Genomic DNA, 16,870 nt, shown 5'->3' with positions numbered 1-16,870 from the left:
CTCGTGTGGACCTATCACAACCCCGTGCATATCAGCGTGGGTCGCAACAGTCTCGATCAGCTGCCGGCCCTGCTGGCCGGGCGCAGCTGCCTGCTGGTCACCTTTCCCGAGGCCCAAAGCCTGGGCCTGGTGCAGTGCATGCGCCAACTGCTGGGAGCGCAGCTTCGCGGCGTGATCGACAGCATTGCCCCCAATCCCGATGTGCAGTGGCTGGCGCCGCTGTACGAGCAGGTGCAGCGTGACCATGCCGAGGTGCCCGTGATCGTGGCCCTGGGGGGCGGCAGCGCCATCGACTCGGCCAAGGCCTTGATCTGCCATACGCCCGGCGGCCGCTTTGCCGATCTGCTGGCGCTGCTCAAGCAGGGTGGCCAGTTGGGGGCGGGAGGGCACAAGGCCCTGATCGCCATCCCCACCACTGCTGGCACGGGCAGCGAAGTCACGCCCTGGGCCACGATCTGGGATCAGGCCGCCGGCCAGAAGTATTCGCTGCACCAGTCCTGCACCTGGCCCGAGGCCGCGGTCATCGATGCCGAGCTGATGACCAGCCTGCCGGCCGGCGCCACGCTGGCCTCGGGGCTGGATGCGCTGTCGCATGCGCTGGAATCTATCTGGAACGTGAACCGCAACCCGGTCTCCATGGTGCTGGCCGTGCAGTCGGCGCGCCGCACCCTGGCCACGTTGCCCGCCCTGATGCAGGATCTGGATAACGCGCAGCTGCGCAGCGAGATGGCCGAAGCCGCGCTGATGGCCGGCCTGGCTTTTTCTAACACCAAGACCGCACTCGCGCATTCGCTGTCCTACGACATCACGCTGCAGCATGGCGTGCCGCACGGCCTGGCCTGCTCGTTCAGCTTGCCCCTGGTGCTGGAGATGGCGATGGGCGCAGATGCGGTGGCCGATGCCGCCTTGCTCTCCATCTTCGATGCCAGCACGCCTGCTGTGGCTATCGAGCGTCTGCGCAGCGTTCTGCAAGGGCTGGGCGTTGCCACTGATCCGGCCCACTACGGTGTGCAGCCCCAGGCCTGGAGCGCCATGCTGCAAAAAGCTGCCAGCGGACCGCGCGGTCGCAACTTCATACGCTCTCTGAGCTGAGTCCTGCAACCCGATCACGTTCCCGCTTTCCATCCTGTTGAAGTCACCACTGAAAAAATCATGAACTCCATCGCTCAAGCCGAAACCCTGGTCCTGTCCCAGCCCTCTGTCGACCTGTCACCGCTGCAAGCCGTCATCTTCGACTGGGCCGGCACGCTGGTGGACTTTGGTTCGCTCGCACCCACGCAAATCTTTGTCGAAGCCTTTGCCAGCTTCGGCATCAGCATCACGCTGGTGCAGGCACGCGGCCCCATGGGCCTGTCCAAATGGGACCATATCCACCAGTTGCTGCAGGATGAAAGCATTGCCGCGCAATGGCAGACCGTTTTTGGCCGGACGCCGACCAACGAGGATGTGGATGCCATCTACGCGCGCTTCATGCCGCTGCAGATTGCCAAGGTGGGCGAGTTCTCGGCCCCCATAGCAGGCGCGGTGCAGACGCTGCAATGGTTGCGCGCCCATGGTCTCAAGGTCGGCTCATGCTCGGGTTACCCGCGTGAGGTGCTCAACCAGTTGCTGCCGCAGGCCGAGGGCGCAGGCCTCAAGCCCGACTATGTGGTGGCGGGCGACGAGCTGGAGGCCGGTGGCCGCCCCGGGCCCTTCATGGCACTGGCCAATGTGCTGGCGCTGGGCATTGGCGATGTGCGTGCCTGCGTGAAGGTGGACGACACCGTGCCCGGCATCGAGGAGGGTCTGCGCGCAGGCATGTGGACCGTGGGCCTGAGCCTGTCGGGCAACGAGGTCGGCTATAGCGTGGAGGAGTTTGCCAGGGCGCCCGAGCAAGAGGTCGAGGCTCGTGTCGCCGTGGCCGAAGCCAAGCTCAAAAAGGCCGGTGCCCATTACGTGGTGCGCAGCGTGGCCGATCTGCCGGCCGTGCTGGTGCAGATCGCGGCCGAGATGCGTGCGGGAAAAATGCCGTTCTAGGACTCGGTTCTGGAGCTTGCAGACCCGGTTGCGAGCCCGGCCCTGAAAAGCCAAGCCCCAGGCCTGACGGCCCGGGGCTTTTTTATGCAGTTGGGGCTCAGCCTGCGGGTGTCTGCGCCTCGGGATCGAGCTGCTCGTGGTGCTCGATGACCTTGCGCATCAGCTGTGTGAAGAGTTCGCGCTCGGTCTCGCTCAGCGGGTCCAGCATCTGCTGCTGGGCTTGCAGCACGGAGGGGCCGGCATCCGCCAGCAGGGCCTGGCCCTCGGGCGTCAGGGACAGCAGACGCACGCGGCGATCCTTGGCCGTGTGCTGGCGCAACAGCAGACCACGAGCTTCCAGGCGGTCGATCACGCCGCCGATGGTGGATTTGTCAAAGCCCACTTCCATGCTCAGCGTGCGCTGGTCTATGCCCGGCAGATGCACCAGTTTCTGTAGCACGGCAAATTGCAGCGGCGTCACGCCCCAGGCTTCGGTGGCCTGGCTGAACACAGCCACGGCCACCTGTTGCAGGCGGCGTATGCCGTGGCCGGGAAAGGTTTCCACCTCCAGGCGTGGAAAGACGGGGTGGCTGCTGGCGCTGTCTGAGGCAACGTTTGGCAGTGCAGAGTTAATCATGGTTTTCCCTAGGTGGGGTTGGCATTTCAAGCTTCGAATAATACGATGCATGCATTTGGTATGCATACATACTATTTGTGTGCGGACTGATTGGGCAGACACTGGCGTCTGCGCACTTGAAGAACTTGAGGCCTCCATGCAGTTTCATTTGAACGGTTTTCGTCCCGGCAACCCCTTGATCGCTCCAGCTTCGCCGCTGGCCCCTGCCCATACCGAGACCGTGCCCTCACAGGTCGATGTGCTGATCGTGGGCTGCGGTCCTGCCGGCCTGACGCTGGCCGCGCAACTGGCGGCCTTTCCCGATATCCGAACCTGCATCGTGGAACAAAAGGAAGGCCCCATGGAGCTGGGCCAGGCCGATGGCATTGCCTGCCGCACCATGGAGATGTTCGAGGCCTTCGAGTTCGCCGACTCCATCCTCAAGGAGGCCTGCTGGATCAACGATGTTACTTTCTGGAAGCCCGACCCCGGCCAGCCCGGTCGGATCGCCCGCCATGGCCGCGTGCAGGACACGGAAGACGGTCTGTCCGAGTTCCCTCACGTCATCCTGAACCAGGCGCGCGTGCACGACCACTATCTGGAGCGCATGCGCAACTCGCCCAGCCGTCTGCAGCCGCACTACGCCCGCCGAGTGCTGGATGTGAAGGTCGACCACGGCGCTGCCGACTATCCGGTCACCGTGACGCTGGAGCGATGCGACGCCGCCCATGCCGGTCAGATCGAAACCGTGCAGGCCCGCTATGTGGTGGGCTGCGACGGCGCGCGCAGCAATGTGCGCCGGGCCATTGGCCGCCAGCTGGTCGGCGATTCGGCCAATCAGGCCTGGGGCGTGATGGATGTGCTGGCCGTGACGGACTTCCCCGATGTGCGCTACAAGGTGGCCATTCAGTCCGAGCAGGGCAATGTGCTCATCATCCCGCGCGAAGGCGGTCACCTGGTGCGCTTTTATGTGGAGATGGACAAGCTCGATGCCGACGAGCGTGTGGCCAGCCGCAACATCACGGTGGAGCAACTGATAGCAACCGCCCAGCGCGTGCTCCATCCCTACAAGCTCGAAGTCAAGAACGTGCCCTGGTGGTCGGTGTACGAGATCGGCCAGCGCATCTGCGCCAAATATGACGATGTGGCCGATGCCGTGGCCACGCCGGACTCGCCCCTGCCGCGCGTCTTCATCGCCGGCGATGCCTGCCACACCCACAGCCCCAAGGCCGGGCAGGGCATGAATTTCTCCATGCAGGACAGCTTCAACCTGGGCTGGAAGCTGGCTGCCGTGCTGCGCAAGCAATGTGCGCCCGAGCTGCTGCACACCTATTCGTCCGAGCGCCAGGTCGTGGCCCAGCAATTGATCGACTTCGACCGCGAATGGGCCAAGATGTTCAGCGACCCAGCCAAGGAAGGCGGCCAGGGCGGTGTGGACCCCAAGGAATTCCAGAAGTACTTCGAACAGCATGGCCGCTTCACGGCTGGCGTGGGCACGCACTATGCGCCATCCGTGCTGACGGGGCAGGCCACGCATCAGGCACTGGCCAGCGGCTTCACGGTGGGCATGCGCTTCCATTCCGCACCGGTGGTGCGCGTCTCCGACGCCAAGCCCGTGCAGCTGGGCCACTGCGGCAAGGCCGATGGCCGCTGGCGCCTGTATGCGTTTGCAGGCCCGAACGACCTGGCGCAGCCCGAGTCCGGCCTGCTGGCGCTGTGTCGCTTCCTGGAGAGCGATGCCGCATCGCCGCTGCGCCGCTTCACGCCATCCGGCCAGGATATCGACAGCATCTTCGATCTGCGTGCCGTCTTCCCGCAGGCTTATACCGAGGTGGCACTGGAGACGCTGCCTGCCTTGCTGCTGCCCCCCAAGGGCCAGCTGGGAATGATCGACTATGAAAAAGTGTTCAGCCCCGATCTGAAGAATGCCGGTCAGGACATCTTCGAGCTGCGCGGCATAGACCGCCAGCAGGGCGCTCTGGTGGTGGTGCGTCCCGACCAATATGTGGCCCAGGTTCTGCCCTTGGGCGATCACGCTGCACTGAGCGCCTATTTCGAGTCTTTCATGCGGGCCTGAGAGCCCGCGACCTAAGGGCTACTGAGCAGCATCAACGCCTGGAAGGTGTTTCAGGGAGGGCATGCCCCTCCCTTTTTTGCGTCCGGGGCGGTGCGAGCGGGCGCTGCTTGCTACGATGTTTGCTTGTGCTCAAGAGGAGAAGACATGCTGTTGATCGTGGGTACCGTGCGTTTGCCATCCGAAAACCTGGCCCTTGCCCGACCTGCCATGCGTGCCATGGTGGAGGCCTCGCGTGCCGAGCCGGGCTGTCTCGAATACGGCTATGCCGAGGATGTGCTGGTGCCGGGGCTGATCCATGTGAAGGAGCTGTGGGAGGATCAGGCGGCGCTGGATGCACATTTCGCCTCCGCGCATATCCAGGCCTGGCGTGCCGCCTGGCCGGAGCTGGGGATCGGGCAGCGGGATCTGCGGCTCTACGAGGTGCAGGCCCCGCGCGCCACCTGAGCTGTATGCCGCCCGGCTGTGGCCGCCGCTTAAAGGCACCTGGATTGACGGCACCTAGCCTGGAGCCTGCTGCAGCCTGATGATGTCTACCGATATTTCCACTGCCGTCACGGCGCAACGGTTTTCAAGCCAGTGCGTGGTGTTCCTGTCTTCGGGCCAGCCCACGCCCGGGCCGTAGTCGGTGGCCACGCCGTTTCTATGGTCGGTAATGCATCCTTCGAGGATGTAGACCATGCCGGGTCGGTCCCTGTGGTCGTGAAGCGGGCCGAACACGCCGCCCGGCGCCATGGTCACCAGGCGCATGCGAAGCTGGCGCCCCGACATGCCTTCGATCTCGGGGCCCAGGTCGAGCGTGGCCAGCATTTGCACGGCCACCCCCCTGGTCTGGGGGACTTGCTGTTGCTTGGACATTCTTTGCTCCTTCGCGCCTCGTCATGGCCGTTGAAGCGAACCTGTCTTCGCTCAGGCCGGTTGCCAAAAGTGTGATCTCTTGCTGGCGCACAGCAAAGCCAAACCCATGTCATTGGCGTGGCGCATTTTCCATGTCCATTGCTGGGCGGGGAGAGGCGCTGCGGCCTGCACGGCCTGGCACTTGTCCCCGGAGCAGACGCCTGGAGGGTGATTCCCTGACAATGCGCCCATGACTTCCCAAGAACAACCGCGCAACCCGCTGCATGGGCTGACGCTTGAGCGCATCGTTACCGATCTGGTGGATTACTACGGCTGGCGCGAGCTGGGGCGCCGGGTGCCCGTGCGTTGCTTCAATCTGGATCCCAGCATCTCTTCGAGCCTGAAATTTCTGCGCAAGACGCCCTGGGCGCGCGAACAGGTGGAGCAGCTGTATGTACAGACCCAGCGTGCCGATGAGCGCGAGCAGCAGCGGCGCGCGAGAAGATCGGAGCGCTCCGAGGACTGATCCGGCGCCGGACCGCATCAAGAAGAAACCGCAGTCAGGCGGCTTTTGCCCGTGTGGGGTGACAGCTATGGCTGGGCAGTCCCGGCTGCGCGAACCCGTTCCAAAGAATCAGGCGCCCAGTTGCTGCGCATGGTGGCGCAGATGGTCGTCGACAAAGCTCTGGATGAAATAGTAGCCATGGTCGTAGCCCGCATGCCGGCGCAGCGTGAGCGGCTGACCGGCCTTGGCGCAGGCGGCTTCGAAGGCTTCGGGCAGCAATTGCTTTTCGATCAGGAACTTGTCGGCCAGGCCCTGGTCGATGAGGATGCCTGCGGGATAGGGGGCAGAGGCTTGCGCGCCCATCAGCTCGCTGGCGTCATGCCTGGCCCATTCGGCCTTGTCTTCGCCCAGATAGCCGCTGAAAGCCTTGTGGCCCCAGGGGCAGTTGAGCGGGTTGGCAATCGGTGCAAAGGCCGAGACCGACTTGAACCGGCCGGGGTGGCGCAATGCCAGGGTCAGCGCGCCGTGGCCGCCCATGCTGTGGCCGAAGATGCCCAGACGCTGCAGGTCCACGGGCAGCTTGCTGCCGACCAGGGGCAGCAGGTCATTGAGGATGTAGCTCTCCATGCGCCAGTGCAGCGCCCAGGGCTTGGTGGTTGCGTCCAGGTAGAAACCGGCGCCCACGCCAAAGTCCCAGCTGTCGGCCTCGCCCGCCAGACCCGCGCCGCGCGGGCTGGTATCGGGGCAGATCAGGGCGATATTGAGTTCGGAGGCCAGGCGCTGGGCGCCGGCCTTGATCATGAAGGTTTCCTCGGTACAGGTCAGACCCGCCAGATAGAGCAGGGCCGGCACTTTCTCGCCCATCACGGCCTTGGGCGGCAGATAGACCGAGAACTTCATGGCGAGGCCGATCTCGGAACTATGGTGTTCGTAATAGCGCTGAGCGCCGCCAAAGCAGGCGTGGGCGTTCTTGAGTTCCATGGCAGTCACTCCTAAAAGAAAAGCTGCTTGCGCTCGTCAATCAAGCGTTTGCAGCTGTTTTATATATAAATATGAATCAAAGCATGCGCAAGCAGCTATGAAATTAAAAGCGCTGGGTGGTTCTTCAAAACTGGCGCGGGCCATCGATGAGACACCGAGGAAGCGCCGCCGCGCACCGAGGGTGTCGTCCCCCTTCCGCGAAGCGAGAAAGGGGGAAGGCGCGGGGCCGCCCAGGCGAAGCGCCTCAGGGGGTTACGAAGCGTCAGCGTAGTTCACCACCGAGCGGATCGACTTGCCTTCGTGCATCAGGTCGAAGGCTTCGTTGATCTTGGCCAGGCCCATGGTGTGGGTGACGAAGGGTTCGAGCTGAATCTTGCCAGCCATGGCGTCTTCCACCATGCCGGGCAGCTCGCTGCGGCCCTTGACGCCGCCAAAGGCCGTGCCCAGCCACTTGCGGCCGGTCACCAGCTGGAAGGGGCGGGTCTTGATCTCCTGACCGGCACCGGCCACGCCGATGATGACCGACTGGCCCCAGCCGCGGTGGGCGCATTCCAGCGCCGCGCGCATCACGTCCACATTGCCTATGCATTCAAAGCTGTGGTCCACGCCCCAGCCCGTCATCTCGACGATCACTTGCTGGATGGGCTTGTCGAAGTCCTTGGGGTTCACGCAGTCGGTGGCGCCAAAGGTCCTGGCCAGCTCGAACTTGCCGGGGTTGGTGTCGACGGCGATGATGCGGCCGGCCTTGGCCAGCTTGGCGCCCTGGATCACGGCCAGGCCGATGCCGCCCAGGCCGAACACGGCCACGGTGTCGCCTTCCTGCACCTTGGCAGTGTTCTTGACCGCGCCCAGACCGGTGGTCACGCCGCAGCCCAAGAGGCAGACCTGCTCGGGGTTGGCATCGGGGTTGACCTTGGCCAGCGAGACGGCAGCAACCACGGTGTATTCGCTGAAGGTCGAGCAGCCCATGTAGTGATAGATGGGCTCGCCCTTGTAGCTGAAGCGCGTCGTGCCGTCGGGCATCACGCCCTTGCCCTGGGTGGCGCGCACGGCCACGCACAGATTGGTCTTGCCGCTCTTGCAGAACAGGCATTCGCCGCATTCGGCGGTGTACAGCGGAATCACATGATCGCCGGGCTTGACGCTGGTTACGCCTTCGCCCACTTCCACCACAATGCCTGCGCCTTCGTGACCCAGCACGGCGGGGAAGATGCCTTCGGGGTCGTCACCGCTCAGGGTGAAGGCGTCGGTGTGACAGACGCCGGTATGGGTGATCTTGACCAGCACCTCGCCAGCCTTGGGCGGCGCGACGTCGATCTCGACGATTTGCAGGGGTTCTCCAGCTTTGAAGGCTACGGCGGCGCGGGATTTCATGGGCAGGTCTTTCTTGGAAGGCTGAGGATGCGGTGGCTGCCCGGGGCAGGGCCGAGGCCTGACTGGGCGCACCGGTTGTGAAGTGTGAATGTAGGCGATCCCGTCGCCCTATGGAAATTCGTGGCCGCAGATGGCGGCTCTTTGGCCGAATGTCACATGGTTCGCGGGATCGTCTTCTGTCGACTGGCGATGCCATGAATCCTGATCAGCCGCTTTGCACTCCGGCTGAGGCCGCCATCATAGGGACGGCATGGCCGGCGTCCATCCTGCCGCTGGCGGGCCCTTGAACATCATCAGCAACTTGACCGCGTTCTTGCTGGCGGTTCGGGCAGCATGCGTTGCAGCATTGATCGGGGAGGATCCGGTCGTCACACCCGAGTCGGATCATCGCGGGCAGCACAGAGTATTGGCGCGCCTAGCGTCTCCAGCTCAATCCTCATTCGGTATCAGCGTCCCCCATACCGGCAGGTGTGCGTCTGGTGGCGCCGGGCCGTCATAGGCCGGCTGCACCTCAATGGCGGGCTTGCCCTCCTGGCAATCGATGAAGCCCCATTGACTGGGACGGTAGCGCGCCTCAGGGCCGTCGGGGGCGCCGACCAGAAACTCGGCCTGAATGTCATAGTCGATCAAGGGCACATGCAGGCTGGCGATATCGCCCTTGCGGCATTCCAGATAGGAGCGCTTCGGGTCGACCACCCAGGCGCCATAACCCGGGTTGACGTCGGGATCGAAGTGGAACACCGGACCGAGGCGCTGGTCGCGGGCAAGCTCCAACACGCCGTTGCCGATGGCGCTGACCCAGGCACCTGCAATTTGCACCGGTTGCGTAAAGCGCGCCGCACTCAGTCCTCGCAGGCCAAGCGGTCGCTGGCGCTCGCCGTTGTCAAAGGCGTCGTAGCGGTTGATCAAGGTGCCTTTGGGGAATAGCTGCTCCCCATAGCGGAAGTCCTCGGGCAGCACGAAGCGCTGTCGACTTTCGCGATAGTGGGCCCGCAGCGTCACGGCCTCTTCAATCTGCACTAGCTTGCGCGCCAGCACCAGGCCCCAGAGATCGCCGGCCAGGGCCAATATGGCCACCACCACGACGGGCCAGTGCCAGAACGGCGGGCGCTCGGAGGCGGGCGTATGTCTATGGCGCAGCCACCAGAACAGCCCGCGCAGCAGCAGCCACAGGCTCAGGCCGGCTGCCACCAGGGGGGCGAGCAGCAGCAACAGCATGGGCAGGGTAAAAAGAGGTCCGGGAATCATGGGCGGAAAAAGGGGCAGAAGCCCCGGACTTTAGCAGTGGATGCGACTGCCTGCACTAGCTGCCGAGAGGGCTTGCGTATAGTCGAGGCTCGTGCGCTGCAAGTGCCTGCAGCGCTGGTTGTATATGCTCGAACTGCTCTGATTTTTGTATGGAACACCATCACGCTGGCGCCCACCGCGTCGATCTGGTTGTCTACCCCGGCTTCAAGGCGCTGGAGGCCATAGGCCCCATGTCCGTGTTTGACTATGCCAATGTGCATCTGCGGCACAAAGGCCTGCCTGACGGATATGTGGTGCGGGTGGTAGCGTCACAGGCCGGTCTGGTGCCCTCGGACACCTTGATGGGCTTGCAGGCCAGCCATACCCTGGCGCAGGTCGAGGCCGAGGGCACGGGGTGCACGGTGCTGCTGGTGGGTGCGCGCCATATCGAGCAAGTGCTGGCGGCTTCGCCCGAGCTGGTGGACTGGGTGGCGCGAGTGGCTCCCGGGGTCGGGCGCATGATCGCGCTGTGCAGCGGCAGTTTTTTTCTGGCAGCAGCCGGTTTGCTCAATGATCGCCGCGCGGCCACGCACTGGAGTGTGGCCGGGGCGCTTGCCCAGCGTTATCCGCGGGTGCAGGTGGATGCCGATGCGATCTATGTGTGCGACGAAATCAAGGACAGCGACGGCATGCGTCAGCTCTGGACTTCGGCCGGTGTCACTGCCGGCATTGATCTGGCACTGGCGGTGGTGGAGCATGATTTCGGCCATGCGCTGGCACTGCAGGTGGCGCGCGATCTGGTCATGTATCTCAAACGCCCTGGCGGCCAGTCGCAGTTCAGCGTATCCCTGGCCGCACAGGCCACGCAGCACAGCGCAGTGCAGGCCGCTCAGCAGTGGGTGCTGGAGCACCTGGACCAGCCCATGCCGCTGGCGCTGCTGGCGGGCAAGGCGGCGATGAGCGAGCGCAATTTTCGCCGCGTCTTTCAGCAGGAGACCGGCTGCAGTCCCAGCAGCTTTGTGGAAAACGCTCGCCTGGAGCGGGCCAAGCAGCTGTTGGAGAATCTGGGCTCTGTGCCCCTCAAGACCGTGGCCGCCAAGGTCGGGTTGGGCTCGGAGCAAGCGCTGCGACATCTGTTCGTGCGCAAGCTGGGTATCACGCCTGTGGCTTACCGGGAGCGGTTCGGAGACTGATGGGCTTGCGGCGTTCTGTCGGAAGCAGCCGGCTTTCGGCCAGCCGATCAGAACAGAGGGCTCTTGAAGAAATCCAGAGCGGCCTTGGCGGCAGCAAAATTGCGCTCAATCTGCGCCTGTTGCTCATCGTGGTTCGCGGTCTCGACGGCAGGTTCGGCAGCGGACTTGGTCCTCTTTGGCGCCGCAGTTCTTTTCCTGTCTAGGCAGGGGGCATCCGAGCGGGATGCGGGTGCCAGTGCTGGAGCCTTGGGTGCGAGCAACCGGGTCAGGTCCAGCTCGGGATTGAGCTGCCACAGGCAGGACACATAGGTCGCCATGGCCACGGCCGGGTCGCCGCGCTCTATGCGTGCCATGGTGGGCTGGGAAATACCCAGCCGCTCTGCCCACTGCGTCTGTGTTTCGCCCCGACTCTTGCGCAGGGCCACGATGTGCTGGGCCAGCTGCGTTATCTGCAAAAGAATGGCGGGCGGAAACTCTGCGGGACTGGTGTTCTGGCGAGGCATATGCCAATAGTAGGCAGATTTGGGGAGTGCTCAGGGCAAACAGGGCACTCTTTGCATTGAGTCAGCAGTTTTCTTGACTGTCCTACGAAGCGGCCAGATCAAGTCTGCAAGCATGGGCGGCGATGGATCGTCAACACGGTCCTGGAGTTGCTCATGAAGTTTGTTCACTGGCTCTACACCCTGACCCATTCGCTGATTGCCCTGCTGTTCGGCCTGGCGGCGTTGTGCCTGATCTGGATGGCGGTCACCAAGGCCTGGGCCGTAATTGCTGCCGGTCTGGAGCCGGAGGCCACGCTGCATGTGGTGGAGGCGCTGGGCATTCTGGCCTCAGGCGTGGTGGCTCTGCAGATTTCCCAGACCGTGATTGAAGAAGAGGTGGTGCGCGACGCCCATATCAGCGGCCCGACAAGAGTGCGTCGCTTTCTCTCACGCTTTATGGTGGTGCTGGTGGTCGCCCTGGCCGTCGAGGGATTGGTCGCCACCTTCAAGGCCCAGGAGCAGCCCGAGAAGCTGCTGTATTCCGCCGCCTTGGTCATTGCCGTCGGCATGCTCATGGTCGGCTGGGGGGTGTTTGTGCACCTGAATCGTTCGGCGGAGGAACTGGAGCCCGAGGCCATGGAGGAGGCCAAGAGCGAGGACCGCAAGGTCAGCAACGACCACTGACTCAGGACTCAGGTCGGCAGTCGATACAGCGTCCCGTTGAATGCCACGGCGCCGCTGCCATGCAGCGCATCGAGCTGCGTCAGCACCAGCTCGCGTACCGGCGCGGTGACAGCGCTCAGGCCCAGCAGCCGGGCCACAGCAACGGGCAGTTCCTCGCGCTGGCCGCCCAGGCTGCTCCTGAGGGCCAGAGCAATCGCTGCACGGATCTCGGCTGGCGGCAGGCAATCGATGCGGCGCAGATTGGCCGAGCCTACCTCTGCGCGATTGCGTACCCGCACCGCTCGTCCCGGCAGGTCGAGAAACTCTCCCTCTGCGGCCAGTGCCTCATCGGCCAGCAGCGATTGGCGTGCCTGCTCCAGCGCATCGCGCACGCGGCTGCCGGCGCGTTGCAGGCCCCAAAGCGTACGCATGCGAGTGACCAGTTCGTCGAAATGAATCGGTCCTTCCAGCTCCACTGCCTGGTGCATCAGCTGGGCCAGCTTTGCGGTGGATTGGCTGTGCAGTTCTCCGGAGGGAACGGCAAAGCGGGCTTCCTGGTAGAGGCTGTCGTCAGGGCCGGCGGCCGATTCCTTCTCGGCGCTTCCGGCATCGGACCGTGCTGCGCGTTCTATGACTTCTGTGGCTGTCTGTGACTGATGGGTGGCCATTACCGGCTGAACTGGTTCGGCCTGTTTGCGCTGCCTGGCAGCTTCGACGGCGGCCAGGACGCGCTCGGTCTGGGCACGCGGCTGGCGGAACCAGTCGCAGCCCCAGATGCGCAGCAGCGTCCAGCCCTGGCTCTCCAGCACGGACTGGCGCAGGCGGTCGCGGTCGCGCGCAGAGCGGCTGTGGTGATAGCTCATGCCGTCGCACTCGATGCCCAGCAGATAGCGGCCCGGCTGCTCTGGATCGACCACGGCCAGATCGATGAAGAAGCCCGCAATGCCGATCTGCGTCTGCACCTGCAGACCCTGGGCCGTCAGCGCTTCGTACACATCTTCTTCGAGCGGCGACTCCAGATCGCGTCCGCTGATGCCGGCCAGGGCCAACTGACCGGTGGCCGCGTATTGCAGGAATACCTTGAGCGCAGCCACGCCCTTGCCCTTGCCGCGTTCCAGATCGATATCGTCGGCGGTGATGGACGAAAACACCTCGCAGCGTTGCTTGGCGCGCGAGATCAGCACGTTCAGGCGGCGCTCGCCGCCATCGGCGCTCACCGGGCCGAAGCGCATGGGCAGATAGCCTTGCGCGTTGCGCGCATAGGCCACCGAGATGAAGATCACATCACGCTCGTCGCCCTGCACGTTTTCCAGGTTCTTGATGAAGAAGGGTTCGTTGGGATGGGCGACAAAAAAGGACTCTGCCTCGGGCTGCTGGCGACGCAGCAGTTCCAGCTCGTCCTGGATGGCGACTTTTTGCTGCAGCGAGAAAGCGGCCACGCCCAGGCTGAGCTGCGGCGACTGCTGTGCGTGCTGCATGATGGCGCGCGCAATGGTCTGGGCCTCGATGCGGTTGATGCGGCTGGCGCCGCTGTCAAAGCGGCCTTCGGGCAGATGGTGAAAGCGCAGTCCCATGCCCGAGCGGGCCGTGTAGGGGCTGGGTACGACGTAAAGGCTGCTGTTGTAGAACTGCTGGTTGGACACCGCAATCAGCGACTGGTGGCGGCTGCGGTAATGCCAGCGCAGCATGAGCTGGGGCATGCCCTTGGCCAGGCACAAGCTCAGAATGCTCTCCACATCGGCTGCTCCGGCGATGAGCTGGCTGGCGTCCCCATTCTCGTCCTCGTCGTCGAGCTCGTCCTGTTCGCTGGTCATGCGCGAGAAAAAGCGCGTGGGCGGCAGCTGGCGGTCGTCGCCCACCACTACCAGCTGCTTGCAGCGGGCGATGGCGCCCAGCGCATCCACGGGCTCGATCTGGCTGGCTTCGTCAATCACCAGCAGATCGAACTCGACCGCACCAGGCTCCAGAAACTGGGCCACGGACAGCGGGCTCATCATGAACACGGGCTTGATGGCCTGGACGGCTTCGCCTGCGAGCTTGAAAAGCTTGCGCAGCGGCATATGGCCGCGCTTGCGCGCAATCTCGCCATTGAGCACGCCAAGCGGGCCCATGCCGGATGCGCTGCGTGGCACCTGCTCGTAATGCGAGAGTGCCGACTGGGCGCGCGCGAGTTCGATGCGCTCCAGATCCAGCGCCCGGAACTGGCGCACTTTCTGGCTGTGCTGATCGCCGTTGAAGGCGACCAGCTCGGGGTGAGCCTGGGTGGCCTGACGCAGCAGCGCTTCGTAACAAGCGCGCTCGAAGATGGCGGGCAGGGCTCCTTGTGCAATGGATTCATTCTCGAGCTGCTGCACCAGGACGGCCATGCCGGCCGCACGCGCCTGCTCACGGGTGGCGTGGTACGAGGTCCAGTCGAGCAAGGCGTTGGGCTCGGCGACCCATTGTGCAAGGCGCTCGCCAAAGTCGGTCAGCGGGATGCGGGCCAGATTGGTGGCGCCAAAGGCTTCCTGCGTCTCGAGCCGGTAGCCGTCCAGCAAGCTTTGCGCAGCATCCTCGAATGCCTGCAGCGAGGCACTGGCCCGGGCGGCCAGGTCCGCGCAATGTGCGGGCGATGGCAGCTGGGCATAGAGCTGGCGAAAGGCGGCACTGCGGCCCTGTCCGTCGGGGCCGGCCATCCAGCCCAGCACGGCCTGCAGTTGCGCCCAGTCGCTTTGCTCGTCCAGCCACAGGCTGCCAAAGGCATCTGTCCCCAGGGTCTGCTGCTGGCCCAGGTTCTGGCGCAGTTGCTGGGCTTCGATCAGGCTGTCGAGCAGGTTCAGACGCTCTGCCCGTGAGCTCGGCAATGTCGTTTTCAGCTGGCCCTTGAGGTTGGCAATCGCCGCGCGGTAGCCGCTGTTGAAAATGCGAAACAGCGAGTCGCCATATGCTGCGATGCTCTGGCGTGGGGCACTCCAGTCCGCCGTCCAGGCGGATTCGGCAAAGCTGCTACCCAGGTTCTGTGCCTTCAGGCTGAACCGTGTGCCGCATTCCACCAGCTTGTGCAGCTGGCCCAGGCCCTGATCCCAGATACTGTTGGCGACGGCCTGCCGGTCTATGGACGGGGCACTGGCGAGCTGCTGCGCCAGAGTGATCTGCTCATGCAGAGTCTGCAGAGTCTGTGCCGCCGGCGCGCTCAGGGATTGCGCCAGCAGCTCAGCATCCTGCTGCAACCGGGCCAGCATTGCTTGCAGCTTCGGCAGTTGCTGGGCAAAGCGTTGCGCATCCAGCTTGAGCAGCGCCGGATGGCATACGCCGCGCCACGGGTGCCTGGCCACCGGGCTCACCTTGGACACCGCCTGGCGCAGTGCTTCGACAATCTGCTGGCGTGAATGAAAGTCCTCGGGTGACCAGTTCTGTGTGCCTTGCAGCAGATCGGGCAGATGCGCGATCTGCACCGTATCCAGCCGCGCCAGCTGGCCCAGGATCTGATAGGGCGTGAGTGCGCAGGGCGCCAGCGCCTGATGCATGGTCCGGCTGTGTGCGTTGAGCTGCTGCTGCACGTTGCTCAGCTCATGGATGATTTGCTCGCGGTGCTCCACACGCGGTTTGCCCAGATCGCGCGTGGCCTTGAGTTCCTCCAGCACCTTGCGCTTGTTGGCATGGTGGCTGTGCAGTTCCAGACAGGCAGGACCAAGGCCCACGGATTTGAGGCGGCGGTTGACCACCTCCAGTGCGGCCATCTTCTCTGAGATGAACAGCACTTTCTTGCCGTCGGCAATCGCCGCTGCAATCACGTTGGTGATGGTCTGGGACTTGCCCGTGCCCGGCGGGCCTTGAATGACCAGGTTCTCGCCGCGGCGCACGGCTTCGATGGCCAGTGACTGCGAGCTGTCCGCATCGACCACATGGCGCTGGCTGTCCACGGGGATCAGTTGGTCCACATCGGCGTCTTCGGGGAACAGATGTTCGCGTGCCTCGAAGCCGTCCTGCAGCGCGGCGGCAATCAGCGCCTGCTGGTCGAGCCACTTTTCCGGCGGCCAGGTCGCAGTGTCCAGATCGCGGTACATCAGGAACTTGGCAAAGCTGAAGAAGCCCAGCGTCATGGCGTCGGGCAGCACTTGCCAGCCGGGCTGGGCCGCAGCCATGGCGGCGACCGCGGCCAGATAGGCGCGGGGGTCGAAGTCGTCGCCGGCATTGAATTCGGGCAGCTCGAGGCCAAAGTCGGCCTTGAGCTTGGCCGCCAGCGACAGGTTCTCCGCCGCATCTTCCTGCAACCAGGACAGGGTGAAGCGCTCGGCCGCGCTTTTGCGCTCCAGTGCCACGGGCAGCAGAATCAGCGGTGCAAAACGCGGCTTGTCGGGGGCATTGCGGTCGAACCATTGCAGCTGACCCAGCGCCAGAAACAAGATGTTGACGCCCTGTTCCTCGATAAAGGTGCGGGCATCGGAATACATGTCCAGCAGCCGGCGCTGCAGCTTCTCGCTGGACAGGCGCGTCTGCAATTTCAGGTCACGATGGCGCTGGGCCACACCGCGCGCATCGAGCTGCTCGTCGACGCTTTCTTCGGGCTGGGGCAGGGCGAGGGTGGTCTGTGTCTCCTGGGCCTCTGCAGGGGCTGCGGCCGCTTGCTCCTCCTCGGCCTTTGCCGGCGCAAAGCTCATGGCTTTGCTTTCGCCCGCCAGCAGGCGATAGACCTCGTCCGTGCGTTCATCCGCAAAATGCAGCACGCGTGCCGTGGCGGCCTGAGGCAGGCTCAGCAGCCGGTTGCGTGTGGAGAGGTCCAGCAGCGCCTGGCGGCTTTTTTCGAGCTGGCGGGTGATGAGGGCGGAATTCGAGTCTGCGTGCATGGGGCATCAAAAAGCACAGTGAGCTGGCACTTTAGCGTGCTCTCTGGTGCTGCCAACGCTGATTGGCAATGTATGCACTGCGGTTCCGTACCCGTTT

The 16,870-nt window shown here is 64.2% G+C and carries 14 protein-coding genes; 7 read left to right on the top strand and 7 right to left on the bottom strand.

Annotated elements, in window-relative coordinates; genetic code table 11:
- The first annotated feature begins 3 nt into the window (after window positions 1–3).
- Complete coding sequence (gene psrA, locus EIC84_RS23800) at window positions 4–1,092, top strand: iron-containing alcohol dehydrogenase PsrA (protein ID WP_003063614.1); 1,089 nt, start codon at window positions 4–6, stop codon at window positions 1,090–1,092.
- 60 nt (window positions 1,093–1,152) lie between these two features.
- Window positions 1,153–2,016: a phosphonoacetaldehyde hydrolase gene (gene phnX / locus EIC84_RS23795; RefSeq protein WP_003063612.1), complete on the top strand. Its 864-nt coding sequence runs from the start codon at window positions 1,153–1,155 to the stop codon at window positions 2,014–2,016.
- 97 nt (window positions 2,017–2,113) lie between these two features.
- On the opposite strand, the gene EIC84_RS23790 is transcribed toward phnX, so the two are convergent.
- On the bottom strand, window positions 2,114–2,632 hold the full coding sequence (locus EIC84_RS23790) for a MarR family winged helix-turn-helix transcriptional regulator (RefSeq protein ID WP_003063610.1): 519 nt from the start codon (window positions 2,630–2,632) through the stop codon (window positions 2,114–2,116).
- A gap of 136 nt (window positions 2,633–2,768) precedes the next feature.
- On the opposite strand from EIC84_RS23790, the gene EIC84_RS23785 reads away from it, so the two are divergent.
- Both EIC84_RS23785 and EIC84_RS23780 read left to right on the top strand, forming a co-directional pair.
- Window positions 2,769–4,688: an FAD-binding monooxygenase gene (locus EIC84_RS23785; RefSeq protein WP_003063608.1), complete on the top strand. Its 1,920-nt coding sequence runs from the start codon at window positions 2,769–2,771 to the stop codon at window positions 4,686–4,688.
- A gap of 144 nt (window positions 4,689–4,832) precedes the next feature.
- Complete coding sequence (locus EIC84_RS23780; protein ID WP_003063606.1) at window positions 4,833–5,132, top strand: putative quinol monooxygenase; 300 nt, start codon at window positions 4,833–4,835, stop codon at window positions 5,130–5,132.
- A 54-nt stretch (window positions 5,133–5,186) separates the two neighbouring features.
- On the opposite strand, the gene EIC84_RS23775 is transcribed toward EIC84_RS23780, so the two are convergent.
- The gene (locus EIC84_RS23775; protein ID WP_003063604.1) at window positions 5,187–5,543 is read right to left on the bottom strand and encodes a cupin domain-containing protein; all 357 of its coding nucleotides are present in this window, start codon (window positions 5,541–5,543) and stop codon (window positions 5,187–5,189) included.
- A gap of 229 nt (window positions 5,544–5,772) precedes the next feature.
- Here EIC84_RS23775 and EIC84_RS23770 point away from each other — a divergent pair, with 229 nt between their 5' ends.
- Window positions 5,773–6,048: a VF530 family DNA-binding protein gene (locus EIC84_RS23770; protein WP_003063602.1), complete on the top strand. Its 276-nt coding sequence runs from the start codon at window positions 5,773–5,775 to the stop codon at window positions 6,046–6,048.
- A 108-nt stretch (window positions 6,049–6,156) separates the two neighbouring features.
- On the opposite strand, the gene fghA is transcribed toward EIC84_RS23770, so the two are convergent.
- The 3 genes from fghA to EIC84_RS23755 form a co-directional block, all read right to left on the bottom strand.
- Window positions 6,157–7,008: an S-formylglutathione hydrolase gene (fghA, locus tag EIC84_RS23765; protein WP_003063600.1), complete on the bottom strand. Its 852-nt coding sequence runs from the start codon at window positions 7,006–7,008 to the stop codon at window positions 6,157–6,159.
- Window positions 7,009–7,260: 252 nt separating this feature from the next.
- Window positions 7,261–8,382 carry an S-(hydroxymethyl)glutathione dehydrogenase/class III alcohol dehydrogenase gene (locus tag EIC84_RS23760; RefSeq protein ID WP_003063597.1) on the bottom strand — a complete coding sequence of 374 codons (1,122 nt, stop codon included), beginning with the start codon at window positions 8,380–8,382 and terminating at the stop codon, window positions 7,261–7,263.
- A 429-nt stretch (window positions 8,383–8,811) separates the two neighbouring features.
- Window positions 8,812–9,630: a hypothetical protein gene (locus tag EIC84_RS23755; protein ID WP_229227459.1), complete on the bottom strand. Its 819-nt coding sequence runs from the start codon at window positions 9,628–9,630 to the stop codon at window positions 8,812–8,814.
- A 149-nt stretch (window positions 9,631–9,779) separates the two neighbouring features.
- Between EIC84_RS23755 and EIC84_RS23750 the strand changes: the two genes are divergently transcribed.
- Complete coding sequence (locus EIC84_RS23750; RefSeq protein ID WP_003063594.1) at window positions 9,780–10,802, top strand: GlxA family transcriptional regulator; 1,023 nt, start codon at window positions 9,780–9,782, stop codon at window positions 10,800–10,802.
- Between the two features lie 47 nt (window positions 10,803–10,849).
- Here EIC84_RS23750 and EIC84_RS23745 read toward each other — a convergent pair whose 3' ends face one another.
- Complete coding sequence (locus EIC84_RS23745) at window positions 10,850–11,305, bottom strand: helix-turn-helix domain-containing protein (protein ID WP_003063592.1); 456 nt, start codon at window positions 11,303–11,305, stop codon at window positions 10,850–10,852.
- A gap of 153 nt (window positions 11,306–11,458) precedes the next feature.
- On the opposite strand from EIC84_RS23745, the gene EIC84_RS23740 reads away from it, so the two are divergent.
- Window positions 11,459–11,968 carry a hypothetical protein gene (locus EIC84_RS23740; protein ID WP_003063591.1) on the top strand — a complete coding sequence of 170 codons (510 nt, stop codon included), beginning with the start codon at window positions 11,459–11,461 and terminating at the stop codon, window positions 11,966–11,968.
- Between the two features lie 8 nt (window positions 11,969–11,976).
- Here the strand turns inward: EIC84_RS23740 and EIC84_RS23735 are convergent, their stop codons facing one another.
- Window positions 11,977–16,773, bottom strand: coding sequence for a DUF3320 domain-containing protein (locus EIC84_RS23735; protein WP_003063587.1), 4,797 nt, complete (start codon window positions 16,771–16,773; stop codon window positions 11,977–11,979).
- Window positions 16,774–16,870 lie beyond the last annotated feature (97 nt).

Origin of the sequence: Comamonas sp. A23, assembly GCF_004522605.1 — a bacterium.
GTDB lineage: Bacteria > Pseudomonadota > Gammaproteobacteria > Burkholderiales > Burkholderiaceae_C > Comamonas > Comamonas thiooxydans.
Note: the sequence above shows the minus strand (reverse complement) of the source record. Positions and strands in the feature narration are given on the sequence as shown.

Coding starts and splice junctions, on each gene's coding strand:
- phnX (WP_003063612.1), top strand. CDS start 1,153: ATGAACTCCATCGCTCAAGCCGAAACCCTGGTCCTGTCCCAGCCCTCT.
- EIC84_RS23790 (WP_003063610.1), bottom strand. CDS start 2,632: ATGATTAACTCTGCACTGCCAAACGTTGCCTCAGACAGCGCCAGCAGC.
- EIC84_RS23785 (WP_003063608.1), top strand. CDS start 2,769: ATGCAGTTTCATTTGAACGGTTTTCGTCCCGGCAACCCCTTGATCGCT.
- EIC84_RS23780 (WP_003063606.1), top strand. CDS start 4,833: ATGCTGTTGATCGTGGGTACCGTGCGTTTGCCATCCGAAAACCTGGCC.
- EIC84_RS23775 (WP_003063604.1), bottom strand. CDS start 5,543: ATGTCCAAGCAACAGCAAGTCCCCCAGACCAGGGGGGTGGCCGTGCAA.
- EIC84_RS23770 (WP_003063602.1), top strand. CDS start 5,773: ATGACTTCCCAAGAACAACCGCGCAACCCGCTGCATGGGCTGACGCTT.
- fghA (WP_003063600.1), bottom strand. CDS start 7,008: ATGGAACTCAAGAACGCCCACGCCTGCTTTGGCGGCGCTCAGCGCTAT.
- EIC84_RS23760 (WP_003063597.1), bottom strand. CDS start 8,382: ATGAAATCCCGCGCCGCCGTAGCCTTCAAAGCTGGAGAACCCCTGCAA.
- EIC84_RS23755 (WP_229227459.1), bottom strand. CDS start 9,630: ATGATTCCCGGACCTCTTTTTACCCTGCCCATGCTGTTGCTGCTGCTC.
- EIC84_RS23750 (WP_003063594.1), top strand. CDS start 9,780: ATGGAACACCATCACGCTGGCGCCCACCGCGTCGATCTGGTTGTCTAC.
- EIC84_RS23745 (WP_003063592.1), bottom strand. CDS start 11,305: ATGCCTCGCCAGAACACCAGTCCCGCAGAGTTTCCGCCCGCCATTCTT.
- EIC84_RS23740 (WP_003063591.1), top strand. CDS start 11,459: ATGAAGTTTGTTCACTGGCTCTACACCCTGACCCATTCGCTGATTGCC.
- EIC84_RS23735 (WP_003063587.1), bottom strand. CDS start 16,773: ATGCACGCAGACTCGAATTCCGCCCTCATCACCCGCCAGCTCGAAAAA.